Source organism: Haloferax larsenii (genome assembly GCF_024730625.1).
Classification (GTDB): domain Archaea; phylum Halobacteriota; class Halobacteria; order Halobacteriales; family Haloferacaceae; genus Haloferax; species Haloferax larsenii.
The window spans coordinates 2,138,687-2,159,706 of sequence record NZ_CP078063.1 but is presented as its reverse complement, the minus strand read 5'-3'; the positions used below and the strand labels follow the sequence as shown (position 1 = coordinate 2,159,706).

Below are 21,020 nucleotides of genomic sequence, written 5' to 3'. Positions count from 1 at the left end.
TCCCGGGGATAAACAGTACCGGTGTCGTTCCCAGAACGATGGAATCGGATTCAGTTTCGCACTCGCTGCTTGACCGACTGCGAAAGTCGGACCGCGAGCGCGGCGATGGTGAGCGTCGGATTCATCGCGCCGCCGGTGGGGAAGACACTCGACCCGGCTATCCAGAGGTTCTGTAGGTCGTGTGTTCGACACTCCGCGTTCACGACGCTCGATTCGGGGTCGTCACCCATTCGAGTCGTGCCCATGTGGTGGAACGCCGGGCCGGTGTTGTCCGGGCCGACGGTCCACTCCACGTCGACACCGAGTTCCTCCAGAACCGTCCGCTGAATCTCGTTTGCACGTTCGAGCGCCGCCTTCGTCTGGTCGTCGATAGACCAGTGGACCGCCGGAACCGGGTCGCCGAGGTCGTCTGTGGTCTCCGGGTCGATGGTGACGTAGTTTCCTTCGTCGGGGAGTTGCTCGACCAGCGCGCCCATGGCGACGTGGGTTCCGTAGTCCGCCTTCAACTGTCCCAAGAGGTCGTCGCCCCACGTATCGGCGTGGAGAGCGCCGATGACGGGCGACGGCCCGGCGTAGTTGAGAAACTCCAGTTTGAGACCGTTGACCGGCTCCGCGTCGTCGTAGAACTGGTGGGTTTCGCTGGTGTTGAAGCCGACGTGGTTCTGTCTGGTCGGTCTGTCGAGCCGACCGCCCATCCCGGCAAACAGGTGGTCCATGAAGTACCGACCGACGAGTCCCGAGGAGTTCGCGAGACCGTCTGGGTACTGCTCGGACTCCGAAAGCAGGAGCAGGCGGACGTTCTCGACGCCGCCACAGCCGAGGACGAACTGGTCCGCAGTCTGGCGGTGGGTCTCTCCATCGGGTGTCGTGTAGGTCGCGGCGACGACGCGCTCGCCTGTCGAGTCGTGTTCGAGTCGGCGCACGCGGGCGCGGTCGATGACTCGCGCCCCCTCCGACTCGGCCTTCTCGACGTGCGACTCGGCGGTGTACTTCGCACCGGACGGACAGACCGGCTTGCACGTCCCGTAGCCGACACACGGGCTGCGGCCGTCGTAGGGTTCGGAGTTGCGGGCGTTCGGGACCGAGTGCATGTCGATGCCGAGTCGCTCGCAGGCCTCCGCGAAGATGGAATCCGAGTGCGACGGCGGGAACGCCGGAAGCGGATGCGGTTCCTCGCGAGGCGGGGCGTACGGGTTGTCCATCGCGCCCGCGACACCGAGTTCGCGCTCCGCCTCGGCGTAGAACGGGCGCAGGTCGTCGTACGTGATGGGCCAGTCAGCTCCCACGCCGTGTCGTGAGTCGAGTTCGAAGTCGCGCTCGTGGAGGCGCATCACCATCCCCTGCCAGTGGAGCGTCGACCCGCCGACACCCTTCACGCGGGCGGCGTTCAGCGGGTAAAACGAGTCGCCAGACGACGTGAATTCGTCGCGCGGGCCGCCCATCCCCCACGGGTCGTCGAGTCCGGGGCGGAGGTGTTGTTCCAGTTGCTCCTGTCTGTCGCCGTCGAATCGCGGCCCCGCTTCGAGAACGACCACGGACGCTCCCGATTCTGCGAGGCGATGGGCGACGATTCCCCCTGCCGGACCCGCACCGACGACACACACGTCGGCGTCTTCGACTGGTGTTCGGTCAATTTCGGCGGGCATTCGGTCAATTTCGGCGGGCGTCCGGTCACTCTCGGCGGGGTTACTCATCGGCCTCACTCCCCTCGACGTCCTCAGCATCGCCTGCGCGTTCGGCGCGTTCGACACGCCCAGCATCGTCTTCGAGCATCGTCGCCCGCTGGTAGCTCTCTGTGCCGCCAGCGTGGCCGATTGGGTTCTCGATGCCGACGAGTCTACCCCCCGTCGGCGAGGCGTAGAAGGCGTAGAGCAGTTCGTTCACGACGTGGAACCGGATTCGCTCGGAGACGGTCCCGTCGGCTACCGGGTCGGCGGCGGCGACGCCGAGTTCGCGAAGCAGCGAGTCGCGGTCGTCCGCAGAGAGGTCGGTGAAGGCGTCGCCGTACCAGTCGCGAGCGATGGCGTCGAGTTCGAGCGCCGCATCGCGCATGGCGTCCCGACGCGACTCGTCTCTCGCGCGGCCGACGACGTACGTCTCGACGAAGTCGGCGACGCCCTCGGTCTGACTCGGGTAGACGACCGCTGCCGCGGCGGTCATCGTGGCGGTGACGGTCGCCGACAGCGCGCCATCGCCGCCGCCGTCTCCGGTTTCTCCAGTCTCCGCCGTCTCTGCGGTCGGCGGGTCGAACTGGTCGACCGCGACAGCGCCCCCTCCAACCACGCCGAGACCGGCGAGAACTGCAATCGCGTCGCGTCGAGTCAGTCGCATTCGGCGGGGATTAGGCGAGCCTAAACATATGGCTTGCCCTCTGTCGACTCTAGCGTTGGATAACGAACACGACAACGACGAACGTGACGAGTGCGGGAGCGAGCGCGGTCGTCACGTTGATTCGTACGCCGAGGTTGTACGCGAGAACGAGTGCCTGCACGTACCCGAGGAACGTGGCGAGAAGCGGGTCGAACACCGGCGGTGCGCTGGTTCCGATACCGACCGAGCCAGCGACTCTGGTGAAGACGAGCGTGGCCAGCCCGATGCCCGGAAGCAAGAGGACGCCGGCCGGTGCCGCGACGAACGAATCAGGTTCGCCGCCGATGCCGAAGTGAATCGCTACTTCGGACGGCAGACGCGGCAGGAGAGCGAGGCTCGCGAGCGCGGTGATGGCGAAGATTGCGACGCCGAGGAGTGTCATCCGATGGACGCGCATCTCTCAATCCTGTCGCACGTCGTGTTCGAGGACGCCGACGCCCTCGACTTCGACTTCGACGTGGTCGCCGTCTTCGAGCGGGCCGACGCCCTCGGGCGTGCCGGTCGAAATCACGTCGCCCGGTTCGAGCGTCAGATACGTCGTAATCTCGGCGATGAGTTCCGGGATGGAGAAGATGAGGTGTTCGATACTGGAGTCCTGCCGGGTCTCGCCGTTAACTCGCAGGGAGACGCTCGCGTCCTCTGGGAGGTGCTCGGGGTCGGCGAGTACCGGGCCGAGTGGGGCCGCGCCGTCGAACGCCTTTCCGCGAACCCAGTTGGTTTCGACGTCCTGGTCGTCGCGGTTGGACACGTCGTTCATGACGGTGTAGCCGGCAATCACGTCCTCGGCATCTTCGACCGCGACGTTTCGGCACTGTTCGCCGATGACGACGGCCAGTTCGGCCTCGTGTTCGACGTTCTCCTTTCCTGCTGGAAGCGTGACGGTGTCGCCGTGGCCCGCAACCGCGTTCGGGGGCTTGAGAAACAAGAGTGGGCGGTCGGGAACGTCTTCGTTGCGCTCCTCGGCGTGCTTGGCGTAGTTGCGGCCGATACAGACGATTTTCGTCGGCTCACACGGGGGGAGCACGTCGACCTCGTCGAGGGCGTACGTCTCGCCGCCAAAGGAGACCGAGTCACCGTGCCATTCGCCTTGTCGGACCGCGCCAGCCGGGTCGCGGAATCGAACGTGATGCATGCGCGACGAGTCTGTGTGGGGCGTGATAGGTCTTTACACTCACCACGTGTTCGGCCGGTTTCTGCGCGCGGAACCTCCGATTACCGACAGCCCAGACGACGTTGATTACCGGCAGCTCAAAAGACGTTGATGACGCTGCCCACGGCGAAGCCGACAGCGAGGGAAAGCGTCGAGACGAGGGCTTGTCTGTCAGTCGCGCGGAACACGCCCGAGAGCAGTATCCCGAGCGCACCGCCGAAGAGGAACCCGCGTAGCATCACAACCCCGTCTGCCGACGCTGGTTGTGGTCCCAGTTCGAGGACAGCGAGACCCGTCACCCCGATAAGGAATAACAGTCCGTCTCGGCGGAGGTCCCGCTCCTGTTTCTCGACCATAGCTCACATGACTGCCCCGTAGTGTTATGAATGTGTCACACCTGGTCGTCAGCCGCAACTGCTCGCGCCTCGGTGACTAACCCATCTGAGTCTTCGAAGACGCCCGCATCGAGTGCGACCGCGACGCCTTCGGCGCTCGAACGGACGAAGTTCATCTCGACGACCGAAGGGAACACCTTGATGGTACAAATCAGGTCGTCGTGGTCGTCGGTGTAGAGGTCGCCGTAGACGGGAGCCATCAACGACTCCGTTCTCGTGTCGTCGACGGCCGTGGCGACCTCGCGCTCCGTGTATTCCGCTGCGACGTCGTCCCGAAGATAGCTCACCTCGAACTCGTTTTGCTCGTATACGACGACACTTCGCAGGTCGCCTGTCGTTCGCTCTTCGAAGAACTCCTTGAGACGACGTGCCATCTCCGTGACCATGTCCAGAGAATATCACGATTTGGCATAATATTTGCCCCACGCTGGATTTGTGGGGATTGTTCACGACACCGTCGCCAGTCTCTTTCTTATCTCCGTGCCATCTCACGTCTCCGAATACCTTTTTGTGTATTTCACGAGTAACTTCGGGTGCTATGGAGCTCATCTGGCACGGCCACTCGACGTGGCACGTCACGGTCGGAAGCACTTCGATTCTCATCGACCCGTTCTTCGACAATCCGTTCACGTCGCTGGAGCCGAGCGACGTCGAGACGCCGGACTACGTCCTTCTGACGCACGGCCACGCCGACCACATCGCCCACGCAGGCGAGTTCGATGGCGCGACAGTCGTCGCCACACCCGAACTCACCGGCTACGTCGAAGCCGAGATGGGCGTCGACGAGACCATCGGCATGAACATCGGCGGCACCGTCGAACTCGGAGACGCGTACGTCTCGATGGTCCGCGCAGACCACACGAACGGCATCAACACGGGCTACGAGTACGACGCGGGCGTCCCTGGCGGATACGTAATTAGCGATTCGGTGCCGACACAAGAGTCCGACGCCGAGGCGACGACGTTCTACCACGCGGGCGACACTGGTCTGATGACCGACATGCGCGAAATCTTCGGGCCGTACTACGAACCCGACGCCGCGGCGCTGCCGGTCGGCGACCACTTCACGATGGGACCGTGGCAGGCGGCCGTCGCAACCGATTGGCTGGACGTCGACCACGTCTTCCCGATGCACTACGACACGTTCCCGCCCATCGAAATCGACGTTCAGGACTTCGAGCGCGAAGTGAAGGCGGCCGGCAGTCACGCCGAAGTCCACGTCCTCGACGGCGACGAGTCGTTCTCGCTCGAATAGCCCGCGCCGTTTGATTTTTTGGGTATTGTGTGTGGCGCTACCCGACCGACCAACCGTTAGGTGAAGACAGTCCGTCGAACCGAGTGGATGTCCGATATTCAGACCTCAACCATCAGCGAAGACGGATTTTCGAGTACGAGTCGCGTCGGCGACTTCGACCTGCAGATTGACGCGCTCAACGAGACTGGACCGTCCCCGAACGAGACACTCGTGGCGACGTATGCCTCCTGTTTCCTCCCGGCTTTCCGTGTCGGTGGCCAGAAGACGGGCTTCGACGACCTCGGGAAGATTCAAATCGACGCGGACGCCACGGTCGACGGCGACGACGACCTCACGAGCGTCAGTTTCGACGTCTACGTCGAAGCGGCCCTCTCAGACGAGGCGGTAGCTAAGATAACGGACCTCGCCGAAGACATCTGCCACGTCCACACGGCGCTCCGTGATGGCCTGCACGCGGACGTGAGCGTCCACGACGCGGCGTTCTAACGGCTACGGGACTCGGTCAGTGGGGTGGAAATCGAGGAGCGGATACGCTCCGCTCCGGCTGTGTTCCCCACAAAAACGGTCCGCGTGACCGAACACCACCACCACCGAGACCTACGGGTGTCCCGACCGATTAGTCGTGACGCTTCTTGTAGGCTCGAAGGCTCATCGCTTGACCCTCCACGATTACGACCTCCCCCTCTTGTGGGTTCGTCTCGACGGCATCGTCGACCTGTTCGCGGAAGTATGGGCTGTTCGGCTCTTCCATACGAGACCCTACGCTGCACCACTTAAAAACCTTTGTCAGACATTCTCACTCGTGGTATTCACGGTGTGAGAATACTGACTAGTCGTCGCCCGCGGCCTGCGCAGTCGGCGTGTGGCTGATTTCGGTCCCGAGGACGTCGAGGAACGCCGACAGCCACTCGGGGTGGTCGGGCCACGCCTGTCCCGTGACGAGGTTGTCGTCGACGACGACGCCGTCGACCCACGAGCAGCCGGCGTTCTCGACTTCCGCGCGGACTGCCGGGTACGACGTCATCTCGTAGCCGTCGAGGACGCCCGCAGCGGCCAGAATCTGCGGTCCGTGGCAGATTGCTGCGACCGGCTTTTCCGCCTCGAAGAAGTGCCGGACTGTGTCGAGCACCTCGTCGTAGCCACGGAGATACTCGGGTGCGCGCCCACCGGGAACCACGAGTGCGTCGTAGTCCGCCGGGTCGATATCTGCGAAGGTGGCGTTCAGCGCGAAGTCGTGGCCGCGGGTCTCCAGATACGTCTGGTCGCCGCGGAAGTCGTGGACGGCCGTCTTACACACGTCGCCGTCTTCTCTCTCGGGGCACACCGCGTGGACCTCGTGGCCGACCATCTGGAGTGCCTGGAACGGGACCATAATCTCGTAGTCTTCGACGAAGTCGCCTGCGATGAGCAGAATTTTCTTTCCAGTCATGGAGTTTCCCCGCGCAGAAGTTGTTACGTCAGAATAATAATGATTGTGTAGAGGAGGGCTGACTGTCGGAAACTCGGACACGTGACGGAAAAGTTCGGACAATTGACCGAGAGGTCGGACAGAAAGACGAGGTCAGCCCGACAGAATCGACTCGATATCGCCGAGACTGTCGAGGACGTAGTCCGGTTCGTAGTCGCTGGCCGCGAGTGTCGCGTCGTCGGTCACGCCGGTTCGGACGACTGCGGTTCCCATTCCAGCGGTCGTCCCCAACGCGATGTCCGTATCGAGTCTGTCGCCGACGACGAGGACCTCCTCGGGTTCGAGGCCGAGCCTGTCGAGGACGATACCCCGTGCGACCGGCGAGGGCTTCCCGAGAATCGCATCAGGGTCACGCCCGGCGACCCCGGAAACGGCGTGGATAATCGCGCCCGACCCCGGAATGTCGCCATCGGCAGCCGGAATGACGATGTCGGGGTCGGTGCCGTAGAACGTCGCACCGTCACGCAGGGCGACGTAGGCGTCGCGCAAGTCGTCGTAGTGGAACTCGCGGTCGATAGAAACGACGACGACGTCGGGGTCGTCCGACGCGGAAACGAGTTCTAATCCGGCCTCTCGAAGTTGGTCGCGCAGTCCCTCCTCGCCGATACAGAAGGTCTTCGCACCCGGATGTTGCTCGGCGACGTACGATGTCGTGGTCGTGCCCGACGTGACGATTTCGTCGGCTGTGGCGTCGATACCGGCACCGCGAAGTCGTTCTTCGTAGGCTAGCGGTTTCTTCGTGGGATTGTTCGAGACGAACAGGCGGTCGAGCCCGGCCGCTTCGATAGCTGCCAAGCCGTCGAGCGCGCCCGGTATCGCTTCGTCACCGCGGACGACTGTGCCGTCGACGTCGAGGACCACTCCTCGGTATTCCATCACTGGCTATTCGGAGGCCGACTGATTGAACGTTCTCCCGAGAGAACAATTATGTTGGTTGGTACCATACATCTCATCATGGGTGTGTCCTCCAAGCGAGTCGTCGGGTGGTTACGCGGTCCAGCGACAGGAAATAGCGCCATGGGAGTCTACGGGTTGGTAACTGCGATGGTCGCGCTCTTTTTGACCTACACGGCCGTCGCGACGCTCGCGTTCACCGTGCCGCTGTTGTCATCGACAGTTATAGTCCTCGTCGGACTCACCGTTTGGGTCGTGATGTGGGCTATTCTCGACATTACGGCGAGTTTTCTCCTCAGTGAAGACACGGCATAACGGTTGTTGTGAATGCAGTTTGGGTATTGGGTGTAGACTGGCTTGAGAGACCTTCGTCTGGGGTGGAGTCAGGTCACACCGACTGTCGAGTCACATACAGTGAGAGCGTGATGACCGCAAACCCGACCGTCGTTAGCGCAGCTTCAACGACAAGCGCAGTATCCGGTGCGAATAGCGGAAGTTGGTGAGCAACCCCCGCAAGCAACGACCCGAGCGTGACGACACCAAAGCCGACCGCAAGATATCCCAGGCCGGTCACGCCTGTTCTTTTGGCGGCTTTGACTGCAAAGTACGTCACGAGACACCCCAAGACGAGTGTCACTGTCTTCAGTGCGACCACCGCAAATGGAAGTTCTGTGTTCATAGTTCCTCGCTGACTTGTGTCCAGAGTTGGGCAAGCCGTTGGTCTGGCGTTTCATCGTCGGTAATCAGCTCGACACTGAACGACTGCCCGTCTTCGAATGTCACGAACGCCCCGGTCGCGTTGCGAACGAATCGAGTCGTATGGTTCCCATCGTCTCGTATCTCAGTCCGTTCTTCGACGAGGTCAGCAGTGCTCAACATCCCCAGTTTTCGGTACGTACTCGTCTGTGGAAGGTCACAGTGCTGCGCAACGTCAGATGCCGTTAGTGGCTCGTCAAGCACGCGGAGAATACGTCTGCACTCCTCGTCCGCAAGTGCTGTACACACTGCCTCGACCGGACAGGAGTCTAACTCGCTCATTCGACCCTCCGGAGACACCACTGTGACGGAACCGCTAGCCCCCACATCGTGACACAGAATCGGTCTGGTAGAAATACCAGCCAAGAGAGGGTATACAGTCCTCTAGCTGCGTGTGCGACCAGCCGATTTGCATCGTCGGACATTGGTAGAGGAGGGATGTGGCCGTGAACGGCTTCGAATAAAGTGTCTCTGAGTATAAATATTCGCGTTCAGGTCACTCTACGATGAGTGCGCCTTTCATCGCGATTCCTTTGTGTGGCTCACAGGCGTAACGGTACGTACCAGTCGTTTCGAACGTCTGTTTGAACGTCTCTCCTGAGTCGGTTGCAATCTCTCCCGAGTCGATGTCAGCCTCTTGGAAGACGACATTGTGGCCACCGCCGTTGCCGGTCCACTCCCACGTAATTGTGGTCCCAGTCGATACTTTCAACACAGGTGGGTCGAACGCGAAGTTTCCGCTGTTTCCGGGCGTACCGACGCGAATGGATGCGGTTTCGGAACCTGTCTCGTCGGTGACGGTCCCGTCGAAGTTACTGGTGTTTATCATCCACTCGTCGACGGCTTCGTACCCCGTCGAAGGTGGATCGGTGACGACAACGGCACCCTTCATCCCGTCGTTATAGTGCGGTTCGGAGACGAACAGGTACTCTCCTGGTTCGTCGAAGAAGTGGTGGTACGACGTTCCTCGCTGTGCGTTGGTCCGGCCGCTATCGAACGCCCCGTCGAGAGCGACGACGTTGTGTTCGCCGCGTCCGGTCCACTCCCACCAGACGTCCGTCATCGGCGGGACCTCAATTAGTGGCGGGTCGAACGCGGGTCCATCGTCGGTCGGTTTTCCGACGCTGACCGCTACCCTCTCGTCTGGACCGTATCGCCGTGACTTACCATCGTACTTGTTGGCGTCCGAGAGCCACTCGTCAAGTGAGTCCGGTTCCGACAACTCGGTAGCTTCGATATGTGTCTCGTCGTCAACACAGTTGTCAGTAGTTGTCTCTGTGTGCTTGCCCGAAGTCGTCGTCTCGCTGGTCGAGTTAGCGCCAGCGCCGTTTTGCAGTTTCTCCTGCCCAGAAGTGGCAGCAGAGAGACACCCAGCCATCGAGCCGAGGGTGACGAGGGCGCTTCCTTGGAGGAGTCGTCTGCGTGTCGGTTTCCAATCCATGGCGATTCACACTTCTATCTCTGAAAACCAATAATTGAGAGATAATTTCCAGAATCTGGAAATCCCGAGAGACACGACAACAGTACACGAAGGGACAAACATATCGGCGAACAGCGGTCAGAGAGGGGAGTAGCTAGACAGTGCTGGCAAAAACGGGTGAGAAGTCCAAATGATGACAGCGAACCGGTGACTAAACATCACGCAGTTTCGCAGCCAGCGTTTCCCATCGAAAGCGAGACTGTGACAGAGTCTCGGCAGACCCGTCGCAGAACCAAAGAACGATATGCGCTTCGCCCGACTCGTCTACTGTGACGAATACGCAGCTGACACTCGTCCAAATCGACAACTATGGGCCGTGGACCGTAACGCCCGAGCCTCGACGGGAGATGGACCTCCAGACGCTCCAGTCGCGGCTCTTTGCCGACCTGGCCCAGTTCGTCGGCTCTCGCGACGGGTACGTCTTCTTTACCCGATTCGACAACATGGTCGCCGTCACCAACGGCCTGGACCGTGACGACCACGAACTCCTCCAGGAGTCTATCGCCAACCGCTATCCGGTGACGCTCAGTCTCGGTATCGGCGTCGACCGCAATCCCGCGGTTGCACTCGAACGCGCCACAGACGTCGTTCAGCGTGCCGGCAGTGCACAGGACCACGAGCGACGCGAAGTCCTCTCCGGGGAGACGCTCCCGATGGAAGACCGCACCGACTCGGACGTGCAAATCGCTCACTTCGACGTGAACGACGCGACCGGCAAGTACACAGACCGCCTCAACGAGTTCGATACGTTCATCCAAATCGAGCAGGGCTACGCCTCGCTCATGCGTCATCTCAGAGAAGAACACGGCGCGCTGTCGTTCTTCGTCGGCGGCGACAACATCATCTCGGTCACACCCGACCTCACCGCGAGTCAGTACCGCGCAGCCATCGACCACGTCGAGGGAGAAGCGGGCGTCGAACTCAAAGTCGGCGTCGGGACGGCCTCGAACGCCCACGAAGCGGGCTTCGCCGCCAAGCACGCCCTCGAAGACTGCCGTCACCGCGGGACGATAGTCGAGTTCGCCGACGCGCCACTCGCCGCAGACGACTGACCGATGCACGGACGCGCGGTCTACTTCGTCGGTCCGAAGGAGGTCGAGGTTCGCGACCACGACGTTCCAGCCCCCGACCGCCACCAAGTGCGTGTTCGAACCCACCTCTCCGCTGTGAGTTCGGGAACCGAGCGACTCGTCTATCGCGGTGAGGCACCCACGGACCTCCCCGCAGACGAATCTATCGCCGCGCTCGAGGGCGACCTCTCGTTTCCGCTCACCTACGGTTACGCCGCCGTCGGCGAGGTCGACGCGGTCGGTGATGCTGTCGACGCGTCGCTCCTCGGAGAGCGAGTGTTTTCCTTCCATCCTCACGAGGGCTGCTTTCTCACCCGTCCGTCGGAACTCAGGTCGATTCCAGACGACGTGAGCGACGGCCGGGCCGCCCTCTTGCCGACGATGGAGACGGCGCTCAACTTCGTGATGGACGGCCGCCCGCTCGTCGGCGAACACGTCGTCGTCTTCGGGCAGGGAATCGTCGGTCTCGTCACGACGTGGCTCCTCGCCAAATTCCCGCTCGGGAGTCTCACCGCCGTCGATTGCGTCCCCGAACGGCGACAACTCGCACGCGAACTCGGTGCCGACGCTGCGGTCTCCCCCGAGTCGCTCGACCACCCCGCCGACGGTGCCGACCTGACGTTCGAACTGTCCGGAGACCCCGACGCGCTCGACGACGCGCTCGACGTGACGCGCTACGACGGCCGGGTTGTCGTCGGCTCGTGGTACGGCACCAAGCGCGCCTCACTCGACCTCGGCGGGCGGTTCCACCGCTCTCGAATCAGCGTCGAGAGCAGTCAGGTGAGCACCATCGACCCGGAACTTAGCGGTCGCTGGGACACGGAACGACGGTTCTCGCTCGCGTGGGACTTCCTCGAAGACATCCCTCTCGAATCGCTCGTCACGCACCGTCTCGACGTCGGCGACGCCGCCCGCGCATACGAGTTACTGGAAGACGAACCCGACGACGCCGTCCAAATCCTCTTTACGTACGGAGACGGTTGAGGTGGTATGTATCGCGTGTCGGTTCGCCAAGATATTATCGCGCAGCACTACCTGACGGTCCCCGACCCCGGTCCGGAAGGCGAGCGCCACTCGCACGCCTTCACTGTCGAAGTGGAACTAACCGGTCCAGAACTCGACGAATACGGCTATCTCGTCGATATCGACGACGTGAAATCGGCGCTGGATGCGACCCTCGCTCGCTATCGAGATGAGACGATGAACGACCTCCCCGAGTTCGAGGGGAAGAACCCGAGTGTCGAGCGATTCGCTCGCGAGGTGTGCGGACGGTTCGTCGATGCCGCGGAGTTAACACAGCCAACACACCTCTCGGTCCGAATCTGGGAAGACGACGTCGCGAGCGCGACCTACGAGACGGACCTCTAACGTGCATCTGGGATTCGTCGTCTACGGCCCGCTCGACGACCGCTCCGGTGGCTACCGATACGACCTCGAACTCGTCCGTCGGTTCCGCGAGGCGGGCGACGAGGTGACGGTCGTCTCGCTCCCCGAGCGACCGTACTGGGCGCGTCTCGGAGACAACGCCACGGCGTTCCGGCGGTTGCGAAATCTGGACGTCGACGTACTGCTCCAAGACGAGTTGTGTCACCCGTCGCTGGCTGCCGCGAACGCCGGTCTCGACGACGACACGCCGCTCGTCTCGGTCGTCCACCACCTCCACTCCCGAGAGAACTTCCACCCGTGGCGACGCCGACTCCGCCAACTCGTCGAAGCACGCTATCTCGACTCGGTCGACGCGTTCGTGTTCAACAGCGAGACCACTCGGGAGAGCGTCACAGACCTCACGACGACCGAGCCGAGCGTCGTCGCGTATCCCGCGGGCGACCGATTTTCCGAGTTCGGTGCCCCGCTGACGCCCGAAGCGATTGGCGAGCGGGCGACCGACGGCCCCCTCCAAGTCGTCACCGTCGGCAACCTCGAACCGCGGAAAAACGTCGATGGACTGCTCCGCGGGCTCTCTCGCGTCCGATGGGAGTGGGAGTTGACGGTGGTCGGCGCAGCGGTCGACGCCGGATACGAACGACGGCTTCGGGCGCTCGTGTCTGACCTCGGTATCGAGGACTACGTCACCTTCACCGGCCGACTCCCCGATGCCGAACTCGCTGCGACACTGCGTGAGTCACACGTGTTCGCCCTCCCCTCCCACTACGAGGGCTTCGGCATCGCCGCGCTCGAAGCGATGGGGTTCGGGCTGCCAGCTATCGTTTCGACCGCTGGCGGTGGGAGCGAACTCGTCACGCACCGCGAAGACGGCTACCTCGTCGACCCGACGGACCCATCCGAGATTACCGACGCTATCGCGCCGCTGTGTCGGGACTCCGAACGCCTCGTCGCTCACTCGTTGGCCGCCCGACAGCGATACCTCGACCACGTGACGTGGGACGAGACGGCAGCGACAGTCCGCGAGTTCGTGCGTGCGGTCGCCGAGGGAACTGCGACGGGTTCGATGGGCACGACGGCCGCGACGGGTCGGGGTCGGACCATCGAGTGACTCCTAACGTGCTTAGGTGAATTCGAACGCGCCGAGGTCGGGCGCTGCACCGAGATATGGTTCGCCGATATCGACACCGGCATCGATACACGGCGAGCCTTTCGTCAAGCGGAGGAAGTCGTCGCCTGTCACCGTCCTCGCGAACTCGGGGTCGTCGATGTCGAGGTCCCACGAATTCCGCTCGCTTCGGACGTTGAACGCCTGAAACACCGCACCCTCTCCGTTGAGCCACGCCAGCGAGTTGCGCGCGATGTTGTCCGGTTCGGTGTTGCCGGTGAAGCTGAATCCGAAGGTCCCGTTTCGGAACGACGTGCAGTGGTCGTAGGTGTTGGCGACGCTCGCACCGTTGTTGTCGAATCCGTAGGCGGTGTTGTCGTAGGCGACACAGCGATAACAGCGGTTGCCGCCGGTCTCCCACCCGCCGCCCATCTTGAAGCCGTTTCCGTCGCCCGTGGTTCCGTTGCCGTCGGTTCCGTTCTTGTAGGCGACGGAGTTGACGACGAGACTGCCGCGCGTCGGGTCCGAACGGTAGAAGTCGAAGCCGTCGTCGGCGTTCAGATACGCGACGCACTCTTCGAAGCGGTGGCCGCCGCTCAAGCGGTCTCCCTCGCCGCCGATGTAGAAGCCGTCGGAGCTGTTTTTCGACCCGCCGTGGTGGGCCGTAACCCGCCGAACGAAGTGGTCGAACGAGTGCCCGTAGAAACTGATTCCGTTACCGTTTCGGTCGTCTCCTTGCCCGTAGTGGTGAATCTCTAAATCCTCGAACACACACGACTTCGCTGGCCCGTCGTTCGACTCGCTGCACGCGATGCCGTTTCGCTTGACGTTCTTGAGTTCGAATCCCCGGAGATGGATGTGCTCGCTTCCGAACATCGAAATCCCGTTCGACCCTTTCATGTTGACGTCGATGACGGGTCGCTCACCGGGAAGCGCCTGAATGGTAATCGGTTTTTCTTCGGTTCCCGTGAGGTACGAGAGGTTGATACTGCCGTCTCCTCGGAGTTTGTGGACGCCACCGCGAAGGTAGACGACGTCGCCCGCACCGAGTTCGAATTCGGCGTCGTACATCACGGGCCGAAGGGTTTCGAACGGCGCGTCCAGTGAGTCACCACTGTTGTCGTCCGACCCATCCCTCGGGTCGACGTAGTAGACGTTCTCCGCGTCTTCGGGGTCGACGACGTTTGGCTCGGGTGTCTCTGTCACCGTGTCCGTTCGCGTGGGCGTGGCTGGTGGCTCCGTCGTGACCGTGTCCTCGGTGGCGCGTCCACCACACCCCGCGAGGGCCAACGTCCCGAGTGCCGCTGCTCCGGCGAGGAACGAACGACGAGAGTGGAGGGGCATTCTATCGGTACAGTACAACCTGAGAGAGTATAAAATTGTCAACTAGGTTAAATTAGTAAGAAGATGAGACAGTCAGTGTCGCTGAACAGAGTTTATACGAGGTCGTGTCTCAGCTTGCAACCTCCCGTGTTCGGTCGAGAAGTCACGACAGAGGTACTCAAAACGGGAGCCCTGCGTATCGCAGGTAGACCATATCCACGATGAGGATAAGTTGAAACAGTCCCTGCACGCCGCCGAGCATCGCGTTTTGCTGTCCGACCCCGGCGATTACTTCGGAATCGGGAGTCGGTGAGGTCATCTCCAGGTAGATTCTGACTTCGCCGGGCATCAAGAAGCCGAACCCCTGAACGGAGAGAATCGTCACGATAGCCAGCGCCACGACGACAGCGGGCGTCGTCATTTGCAGGTCGCCGATGGTCAAGCCGACCCAGACGAGCGACCCGATGGTCGCGACGGAGAAGGGTATCCGCCACCGCCAATCGGACCACGCGTTCAACCGCCATCCTAACAGCAAGAATATCGGAATGATGTTGACCGCAGTGAAGAGCGCGAGCCACGGGTCCGGGTTCGGAAACAGCCCGACGCGGAGCGCGAGAGCCAGTCCGGTCGCGATGGTGAGAAACGCCATCGACGGTAAGAAAAACGATAGCTTCGGCGTCAATCGTTCGAACACTGCCGCACTGTCGTCCGCGTCGAGACCGCCGAGCACCGGACCGAGGATGGCCCCGAGAAACAGGTCCGTCCCCGTCCAGAGGACGCCCGTCATCACGTGGACGTAGGTGTGTATCTGCACCGACCCGACGGTAAGGACGTACGTGAGGGCAACAACCGAGATGGTGACAACGCCCCCCGCGAACGACGGATTCGCCCGCTGTGCCATGCCTCCGATTGTTCCGCGGACTGTCTGGGTGCTCATTAGTTGTCACGTTGGACACCACACAGCAAAAGTGTGCGTGTGTTTATCATGCATCACGGTAGTAAAACGGCTACACAAGTAGCAAAACAGCCACGCAAGACAGCGTCGCGTCGAGTGCGAGTCGCACCAGCGACCAGTTATCCTCAGTTAGTCACCCGCCATCGGCGTCGTCGCCGACTCACCTATCGTCTCTCTGACCTGGGTGTACACGACGAGGAGTCCAACGGCACCGAGTGCGGTGGTGACGACGAAGGGCACCGCAAACCCGAATCCGACGAGGATACCGGAAAACAGTGTCCCGAAGGCGACCCCGAGCCCGAACCCCATCGTCAAAATCGAGAGCGTCGACCCCGACTGGCCCTCCTTGGCGAGGTCGCCCGCGAGAGCGAGCGAGGGGGCGAACACAGCCGCGACGGCGATTCCTTGCAAGAACCGCGCGAGAATCATCAACAGCGGTTCCTGTACGAACCCCTGTGCGAGCGTGGTCGGCAAGAGGAGCACGAAGCCACCGAGCAGGAACGGTCGTCGGCCGTAGCGGTCGCTGAGCCGACCGATTGGGTACTGGAACATCACGTTCGCCAGCACTGTCGCCCCGAACTGGACGGCGAAGAGAAACGTCCCCTGGTCGAGGCGGGCGTTGACGAGGTTGGCCAGCGGGGCGAAGATAGCGAGACTCAGCGCCATCACGATAGTCGCGAGTCCGAGCGCGAACACCGGGTCGAGACCCGACCCGTCGGGGTCCCGAATCGTGAGCGAGATGTCGTCGGCCGCCTCGCTTTCGGTGCGCTCCGGGTCGTCGATGAGGGCGACGATGAGTCCAAAGCTGAGAACTGCCCCGACGACCGCGACGAGGAACGCGGCTTCGAAGCCGGATATCGGTATCGCGAACAGCGTGTAAGGCCCGGCAGCGACGACGCCCCCAGCCACCAGCGGGCCGACGCCGAATCCGAGGAGTCTGAACGTATTGAACAGGCCGAAGTTCCCACCGCGTTCGTCCTCGGCCGACAGTTCGTTTACGAGCGCGACCGTGACCGGGATGGTGAACGCCGCGCCGATGCCCTGCAACCCGCGCATCAGCAGTATCGAGAGGTAATCGGTGAAGACGATGTACCCGGCGCTCCCGATTGCGACGAGCGCCAACCCGGTCAGTAGAAACACTTTCCGACGGCCGGTCTTGTCCGATATCGACCCCGTGACCGGCTGACTGAAGCTGTTGAGGAAGCCGAAAAGCGAGAGGACGATTCCGATGAGGAGTTCGGCTGTCACCGTGAACTCGGCGACACCGAGTGCGACAGTCGTCCCGACGAACGACGGGAGTTCGACGAGTTGGCTCCCGATATACAGCGGCAGCACGACGACGAGAAACGAGTTGGCGAGCGCATCGACCATTCGTGCCATCGCGAGCGCGAGGATTCGACTGTCGAGGGAGGAACCCATCGGCGGTGCGTAAGGACGATGGTCGTATCAATGTACGCACGGTCCGGACGTCGACGACGCCTCCACGTCCCGGCGAGCGCGTGATGCCCGGTGCGCTCTCGTGGCCGCGAGTCGGTGACGACGTCCGTCGGTACTGTACTTTGGTGAATCGAAGACCTGCAAGAGGGTTGGCGACAATGTCGTCGCAGGGGGCGTGCCTCTGACGGCAGCGAATATTCATTCGTAATCGAGTATATTATGTTTTCCGTGAGACAGGTGGACAATGCGTGTGGCAGGTGTTGGTGGGGATTGCAGGGAGAACCGACCGCCGTCATCGGTAGGAGCGAGTCCGACGCCCAAGTCGGTTCGAGACGTGCACCCTCGGGTGGTCTGTCCTTCCTCCCACACACCATGTGACAAAGAATAAACCAATTTGGGTCCTATCGCCGGTATGGACAAGCGAGCTATCGCGATGGCCGTTCTCGTCTTTACCATTATTGCAGGTCTGGCGACCGTCGGGACCATCTACTACACGACACACTCCGGACTGTATCTCGTCTTTGCCGCAATTGCCGGACTCCTCTTGTTGGCGTTGGGTGGTGGCCAAGCAGGACGGACGAACGTGACCGAGGGCGGTGTCCACGAAGAGGGGGGTATCGAGACAGAGGCCAACGTAGATATTCACGCGGCATCGGCAGCGGGGAGACTCAGTATTCGACTCGTCCTCATCTGCTATGGCATCGGTATCTTCCTTTGGTCTGTGATTATTCTCCAGTACTTCAGGTCTGGACTTCACTGATTGGGAGTGGATGAGACATCGTGACGAGCGCCTCAGAATGTGACACGAACCGCGTGGCACAGACAGAAGGTGTAGTCAGCAGATCAGAAATGCGGTTCCTCGACGAGTAATCGCGAGACGACAAGCGGAAGGATGGATTCTGTGAAGTGGTTCGGTCCGTGTGACCTGCCAATGAAGCCGTACATTTTATCGGAGCGGCGTCAATGCATAGGTTGAATGGTCTCACTGTTGCTGGTCGCTGGAGTCGCCGCAGCGGTATTCGTGGGATTCAATATCGGTGGCTCATCGACAGGCGTGGCATTCGGGCCGGCGGTCGGGTCGCGGCTCACTCGGAAAACGACTGCCGCGGCGCTGTTCATCGGGTTCGCGTTCCTCGGCGCGTGGACCGTCGGTCGAAACGTCATAACCACCATGAGTAGCAGTATCGTCCCGGCGGTTCAGTTCACACCCGTCGCGAGTGTCGTCGTCCTGTTCTTCACTGGACTCTCGTTGCTCGTCTCGAATCTGTACGGTGTTCCGGCTTCGACGTCGATGACGGCTGTCGGAGCTATCATCGGACTGGGCCTCGCGTCGGGGACGCTCAACCAAGCACTGATGTTCGTCATCGTCTCGGCGTGGATCGTCGCACCGCTGTTGAGTTTCGCTGTCGGCCTCGTGATTGGACGGTACGTCTACCCGTATCTCGACCGCTACGTCGCATTCACGAAGTTCGACCTTCACCTCATCCAAATCGACCGCTCCGGGTCGGTTCCACGCCCGCACCTCAACCAAAACGCATCACTGCAAGACATCGTGGGTTCGATTTCGGTGGTCGTCATCGCCTGTTATATGGCGTTTTCAGCGGGGGCCTCGAACGCAGCGAACGCCGTTGCCCCCCTCGTCGGCGCTGGTGGCCCGCTGACCGTGAATCAAGGGGTGCTGCTCGCGGTGGCGGCCTTCGGGCTGGGAAGCTTCACCATCGCTCGTCGCACGCTGGATACGGTGGGTGACAACATCACCGAACTCCCGATTCTCGCGTCACTCATCGTCTCTATCGTTGGTGGGACGGTTATTACGATACTGTCCTACCTCGGTATCCCCGCGAGTCTCGCGGTGAGTACGACCTCCACGATTATCGGACTGGGCTGGGGTCGAGCGAGTCGGGCGGCGACACTGGCGGAATTGGCGACGCCGTCTCCCCAGTCTGCGGCGGTGGACGTGGAGGTTGCCACGGGAGCGTTGGCTACCTCACGGGACGAGGAGGTGCCGACCAGTCCAACCATTGGGGACATCGCTCGTCACGAAGAGCCGGCGGAGAAGCCTACGGAGGTACCGGACGTGCCTGAAGTCGGTGAGAAGGGACCGGTTGACCTCGACCAAAAGAGTCTCTTCGACTCCGCGGCGGCCAAACGTATCGTTTCGATGTGGGTCTTGACGCCCTCGCTGGCGGTGGCCACCTCGTACCCAGTGTTCTTGGTCCTGTCGTGAGCCTCGCTCGGAGGACGGTATGAACCGAATCGTCTCCTCACCCGACACGTGCCCTGTATTCAGCACGACCTCAATGACGCATCACAGATTGAGGGGTTATACACAGCTGTAAATCACGCTGTCCACGAGGGACGGAGCGCCCGCTAAGACGGTGGTTTTCGAGAGAAAATGGGGCCGGAGGGGAGTGCGTATCTGGCGTATGGCAGCACGATGGCCCGTGAGACCGCCGAATTCGCAAATCCCTCAGTCATGGTTCTGAATATCGAGGGATGCGCTCAGTTCACGACGCCGCTCACGGAACCGCTCGTGCTCGTCCGCCTTATCGTAGTACCGGCGAATCGTCGAAGGCGTCGCGTTCACACGCTCAGCCACGAGTTCGATAGGCACGCCGCGGTCGAGTTGCCACGTAATCGAACCCGTCCGAATCGCGTGCGGTGCCCTCGAAGACGGGCACTTGCTGCCCTGACCACGAGACGTGAACGAACACGAGTGACGCTGCCGACCGTGCGGGCACTCCATGTAGAGACACGGCTGCGTCCCACGGTACGACCACGACCGGAACGTAGACCGCGACGGCCGTCCCTGCCGACACGAGAACAGTGGTTCACGACCGAACTCGTCGCGCTTGTCCGACCGCTCACGAGCGATGTACACGTCGAGCGCATCGACCACCGGTTCCGGGAGACCGACGACACGCTCTCCCTCCTCCTTGTTCTTCAACGGCGTCCCCGAATCGGGTTGGTGACGGAACTCCAGCGAGCGTTCTTCCTTGTCGAAGTCGCTCAGGTCGAGCGCACGCACGCCGCCCATGCGAGCGCCGGTGTGCCACGTCACTTCGAGGAACGCGTGCCACGCGGTTCCGTAGAGCCGACGTGACTCACGGTACATCGACAGCAGGCTCAGCGCGTCCTCAGCAGCGAGCTTCTGGTCGCTGGTTTGCTGGTCCTTCGAGAGCTTCGGCACCTGAATCTTGTCGAGCAGATTCGGGTCCACAGCCTCGATGCGCTGGCAGTACTTCACGAGTTGTCGCACCGCGACAATCGACCCCTTCACGGTCGAAGGTGACACGCCCTGACTCTCACGGAACGCCTGAAACTCATCGACGAGCCACCCATTCAGTTCGGCCATCGACTCGATGTTCTCCGACTCGCACCAGTGGACGAACGCGCCCAGCCGGTTCTGATACGACCGGACGGTCGCCTCAGCCTGCGTCTGTGCCCGTCGAGCGAGGAACCGTTCACGCGCCTCTCGGGGCGACAGGTCGCGTAGTTCGTCGCTCATCACAGCACCTCGCGTTCGACTGACCGGGTGTTGACTTTCGCGTCAAGGAAGTCGGCCAGCGCGGTCGCGTCTATCTCCTCGGGAGTGACGAAGATAATCGAATCTTCGAACCCGAAGGTTGCACTTCGGCCCTCGGAGAGCGCCGCTACTTGTTCGTCGGAGAGTTGCAGCACGGTGAGTTCCTTACTCATCGTCCTGCCTCCGCGGTCGGTTCGATTCCAGCGCAGCCGCTACGCTTAGGGGATGGGCTTTCGTACTCTGTCATGGCTCCCACGTCCGGGTTTCGTGGACCGAACCGCTCGGGGAGGGTCCTGCCAGACTCTTTCTCCCCGTCGGGGACCACTAACCGTGAGAGTTGTTGGTGAGTAGACGTATGAACCTGACATCCACTCCCCGGAGTGAAAGTGAACCTATTGGCGAAAGTGAACGTTCGCCGCGAAGTCGAGACCGATTCTTCCGTGCTTCGTA

The 21,020-nt window shown here is 61.8% G+C and carries 26 protein-coding genes; 9 read left to right on the top strand and 17 right to left on the bottom strand.

All coding sequences use genetic code 11. The features are described from left to right. Positions 1–50: 50 nt before the first annotated feature. From KU306_RS11270 to KU306_RS11245, 6 genes are all read right to left on the bottom strand, one after another. The gene (locus KU306_RS11270) at positions 51–1,634 is read right to left on the bottom strand and encodes a GMC family oxidoreductase (protein WP_258303396.1); all 1,584 of its coding nucleotides are present in this window, start codon (positions 1,632–1,634) and stop codon (positions 51–53) included. A gap of 52 nt (positions 1,635–1,686) precedes the next feature. After that, entirely contained in the window at positions 1,687–2,331 is a 645-nt protein-coding gene (locus KU306_RS11265; protein ID WP_258301969.1) for a gluconate 2-dehydrogenase subunit 3 family protein, read from the bottom strand. Between the two features lie 49 nt (positions 2,332–2,380). Continuing rightward, positions 2,381–2,767: a DUF1648 domain-containing protein gene (locus KU306_RS11260; RefSeq protein ID WP_007539761.1), complete on the bottom strand. Its 387-nt coding sequence runs from the start codon at positions 2,765–2,767 to the stop codon at positions 2,381–2,383. 3 nt (positions 2,768–2,770) lie between these two features. Then, positions 2,771–3,502 (bottom strand): fumarylacetoacetate hydrolase family protein, encoded by a 732-nt coding sequence (locus KU306_RS11255; RefSeq protein ID WP_258301968.1) that lies wholly within the window; start codon positions 3,500–3,502, stop codon positions 2,771–2,773. Between the two features lie 116 nt (positions 3,503–3,618). Beyond that, a complete protein-coding gene (locus KU306_RS11250; RefSeq protein WP_258301967.1) occupies positions 3,619–3,876 on the bottom strand; it encodes a hypothetical protein in 258 nt (85 codons plus the stop codon). Positions 3,877–3,911: 35 nt separating this feature from the next. After that, positions 3,912–4,301 carry a DUF7522 family protein gene (locus KU306_RS11245; RefSeq protein WP_007539756.1) on the bottom strand — a complete coding sequence of 130 codons (390 nt, stop codon included), beginning with the start codon at positions 4,299–4,301 and terminating at the stop codon, positions 3,912–3,914. Positions 4,302–4,453: 152 nt separating this feature from the next. Here KU306_RS11245 and KU306_RS11240 point away from each other — a divergent pair, with 152 nt between their 5' ends. Both KU306_RS11240 and KU306_RS11235 read left to right on the top strand, forming a co-directional pair. Further along, the gene (locus KU306_RS11240) at positions 4,454–5,170 is read left to right on the top strand and encodes a metal-dependent hydrolase (RefSeq protein ID WP_007539754.1); all 717 of its coding nucleotides are present in this window, start codon (positions 4,454–4,456) and stop codon (positions 5,168–5,170) included. Between the two features lie 87 nt (positions 5,171–5,257). Beyond that, entirely contained in the window at positions 5,258–5,656 is a 399-nt protein-coding gene (locus tag KU306_RS11235) for an OsmC family protein (RefSeq protein ID WP_258301966.1), read from the top strand. Between the two features lie 130 nt (positions 5,657–5,786). Here the strand turns inward: KU306_RS11235 and KU306_RS11230 are convergent, their stop codons facing one another. The 3 genes from KU306_RS11230 to KU306_RS11220 form a co-directional block, all read right to left on the bottom strand. Beyond that, positions 5,787–5,921, bottom strand: a complete 135-nt coding sequence (locus KU306_RS11230) for a hypothetical protein (RefSeq protein ID WP_007539750.1) — start codon at positions 5,919–5,921, stop codon at positions 5,787–5,789. Between the two features lie 78 nt (positions 5,922–5,999). After that, positions 6,000–6,599 (bottom strand): DJ-1/PfpI family protein, encoded by a 600-nt coding sequence (locus KU306_RS11225; protein ID WP_258301965.1) that lies wholly within the window; start codon positions 6,597–6,599, stop codon positions 6,000–6,002. Positions 6,600–6,731: 132 nt separating this feature from the next. Next, positions 6,732–7,514, bottom strand: a complete 783-nt coding sequence (locus KU306_RS11220) for an HAD-IIA family hydrolase (RefSeq protein ID WP_007539746.1) — start codon at positions 7,512–7,514, stop codon at positions 6,732–6,734. A 78-nt stretch (positions 7,515–7,592) separates the two neighbouring features. On the opposite strand from KU306_RS11220, the gene KU306_RS11215 reads away from it, so the two are divergent. Beyond that, complete coding sequence (locus tag KU306_RS11215; protein ID WP_258301964.1) at positions 7,593–7,847, top strand: hypothetical protein; 255 nt, start codon at positions 7,593–7,595, stop codon at positions 7,845–7,847. A 73-nt stretch (positions 7,848–7,920) separates the two neighbouring features. Here KU306_RS11215 and KU306_RS11210 read toward each other — a convergent pair whose 3' ends face one another. The 3 genes from KU306_RS11210 to KU306_RS11200 all read right to left on the bottom strand — a co-directional run bounded on the left by KU306_RS11210 (position 7,921) and on the right by KU306_RS11200 (position 9,729). Then, the gene (locus tag KU306_RS11210; protein ID WP_258301963.1) at positions 7,921–8,211 is read right to left on the bottom strand and encodes a DUF7521 family protein; all 291 of its coding nucleotides are present in this window, start codon (positions 8,209–8,211) and stop codon (positions 7,921–7,923) included. Next, positions 8,208–8,570: a winged helix-turn-helix domain-containing protein gene (locus tag KU306_RS11205; protein WP_258301962.1), complete on the bottom strand. Its 363-nt coding sequence runs from the start codon at positions 8,568–8,570 to the stop codon at positions 8,208–8,210. The genes KU306_RS11210 and KU306_RS11205 overlap by 4 nt, the downstream gene beginning before the upstream one ends. 214 nt (positions 8,571–8,784) lie before the next feature. Next, positions 8,785–9,729 carry a halocyanin domain-containing protein gene (locus KU306_RS11200; protein WP_258301961.1) on the bottom strand — a complete coding sequence of 315 codons (945 nt, stop codon included), beginning with the start codon at positions 9,727–9,729 and terminating at the stop codon, positions 8,785–8,787. A gap of 308 nt (positions 9,730–10,037) precedes the next feature. Here KU306_RS11200 and KU306_RS11195 point away from each other — a divergent pair, with 308 nt between their 5' ends. The 4 genes from KU306_RS11195 to KU306_RS11180 are packed head-to-tail and all read left to right on the top strand — an operon-like array spanning position 10,038 to position 13,332. Next, positions 10,038–10,820: a GTP cyclohydrolase III gene (locus KU306_RS11195; protein ID WP_049918571.1), complete on the top strand. Its 783-nt coding sequence runs from the start codon at positions 10,038–10,040 to the stop codon at positions 10,818–10,820. Between the two features lie 3 nt (positions 10,821–10,823). Next, positions 10,824–11,822, top strand: coding sequence for a zinc-binding dehydrogenase (locus KU306_RS11190; protein WP_007539741.1), 999 nt, complete (start codon positions 10,824–10,826; stop codon positions 11,820–11,822). 6 nt (positions 11,823–11,828) lie between these two features. Continuing rightward, complete coding sequence (locus KU306_RS11185) at positions 11,829–12,206, top strand: 6-pyruvoyl trahydropterin synthase family protein (RefSeq protein WP_007539739.1); 378 nt, start codon at positions 11,829–11,831, stop codon at positions 12,204–12,206. Between the two features lies 1 nt (position 12,207). Further along, positions 12,208–13,332, top strand: coding sequence for a glycosyltransferase family 4 protein (locus tag KU306_RS11180; protein ID WP_258301960.1), 1,125 nt, complete (start codon positions 12,208–12,210; stop codon positions 13,330–13,332). A gap of 12 nt (positions 13,333–13,344) precedes the next feature. Here KU306_RS11180 and KU306_RS11175 read toward each other — a convergent pair whose 3' ends face one another. The 3 genes from KU306_RS11175 to KU306_RS11165 all read right to left on the bottom strand — a co-directional run bounded on the left by KU306_RS11175 (position 13,345) and on the right by KU306_RS11165 (position 17,026). Further along, on the bottom strand, positions 13,345–14,673 hold the full coding sequence (locus KU306_RS11175; protein ID WP_258301959.1) for a right-handed parallel beta-helix repeat-containing protein: 1,329 nt from the start codon (positions 14,671–14,673) through the stop codon (positions 13,345–13,347). Between the two features lie 157 nt (positions 14,674–14,830). After that, positions 14,831–15,553 carry a hypothetical protein gene (locus tag KU306_RS11170; protein ID WP_309138750.1) on the bottom strand — a complete coding sequence of 241 codons (723 nt, stop codon included), beginning with the start codon at positions 15,551–15,553 and terminating at the stop codon, positions 14,831–14,833. Positions 15,554–15,736: 183 nt separating this feature from the next. Further along, positions 15,737–17,026, bottom strand: a complete 1,290-nt coding sequence (locus tag KU306_RS11165; protein ID WP_258301957.1) for an MFS transporter — start codon at positions 17,024–17,026, stop codon at positions 15,737–15,739. 430 nt (positions 17,027–17,456) lie between these two features. On the opposite strand from KU306_RS11165, the gene KU306_RS11160 reads away from it, so the two are divergent. Further along, entirely contained in the window at positions 17,457–17,804 is a 348-nt protein-coding gene (locus KU306_RS11160; RefSeq protein WP_007539729.1) for a DUF8070 family membrane protein, read from the top strand. 216 nt (positions 17,805–18,020) lie between these two features. Then, on the top strand, positions 18,021–19,271 hold the full coding sequence (locus KU306_RS11155; RefSeq protein WP_258301956.1) for an inorganic phosphate transporter: 1,251 nt from the start codon (positions 18,021–18,023) through the stop codon (positions 19,269–19,271). A 243-nt stretch (positions 19,272–19,514) separates the two neighbouring features. Here KU306_RS11155 and KU306_RS11150 read toward each other — a convergent pair whose 3' ends face one another. After that, entirely contained in the window at positions 19,515–20,552 is a 1,038-nt protein-coding gene (locus KU306_RS11150) for a tyrosine-type recombinase/integrase (protein ID WP_258301955.1), read from the bottom strand. Further along, positions 20,552–20,743 carry a hypothetical protein gene (locus KU306_RS11145; protein WP_258301954.1) on the bottom strand — a complete coding sequence of 64 codons (192 nt, stop codon included), beginning with the start codon at positions 20,741–20,743 and terminating at the stop codon, positions 20,552–20,554. The genes KU306_RS11150 and KU306_RS11145 overlap by 1 nt, the downstream gene beginning before the upstream one ends. Positions 20,744–21,020: the final 277 nt, after the last annotated feature.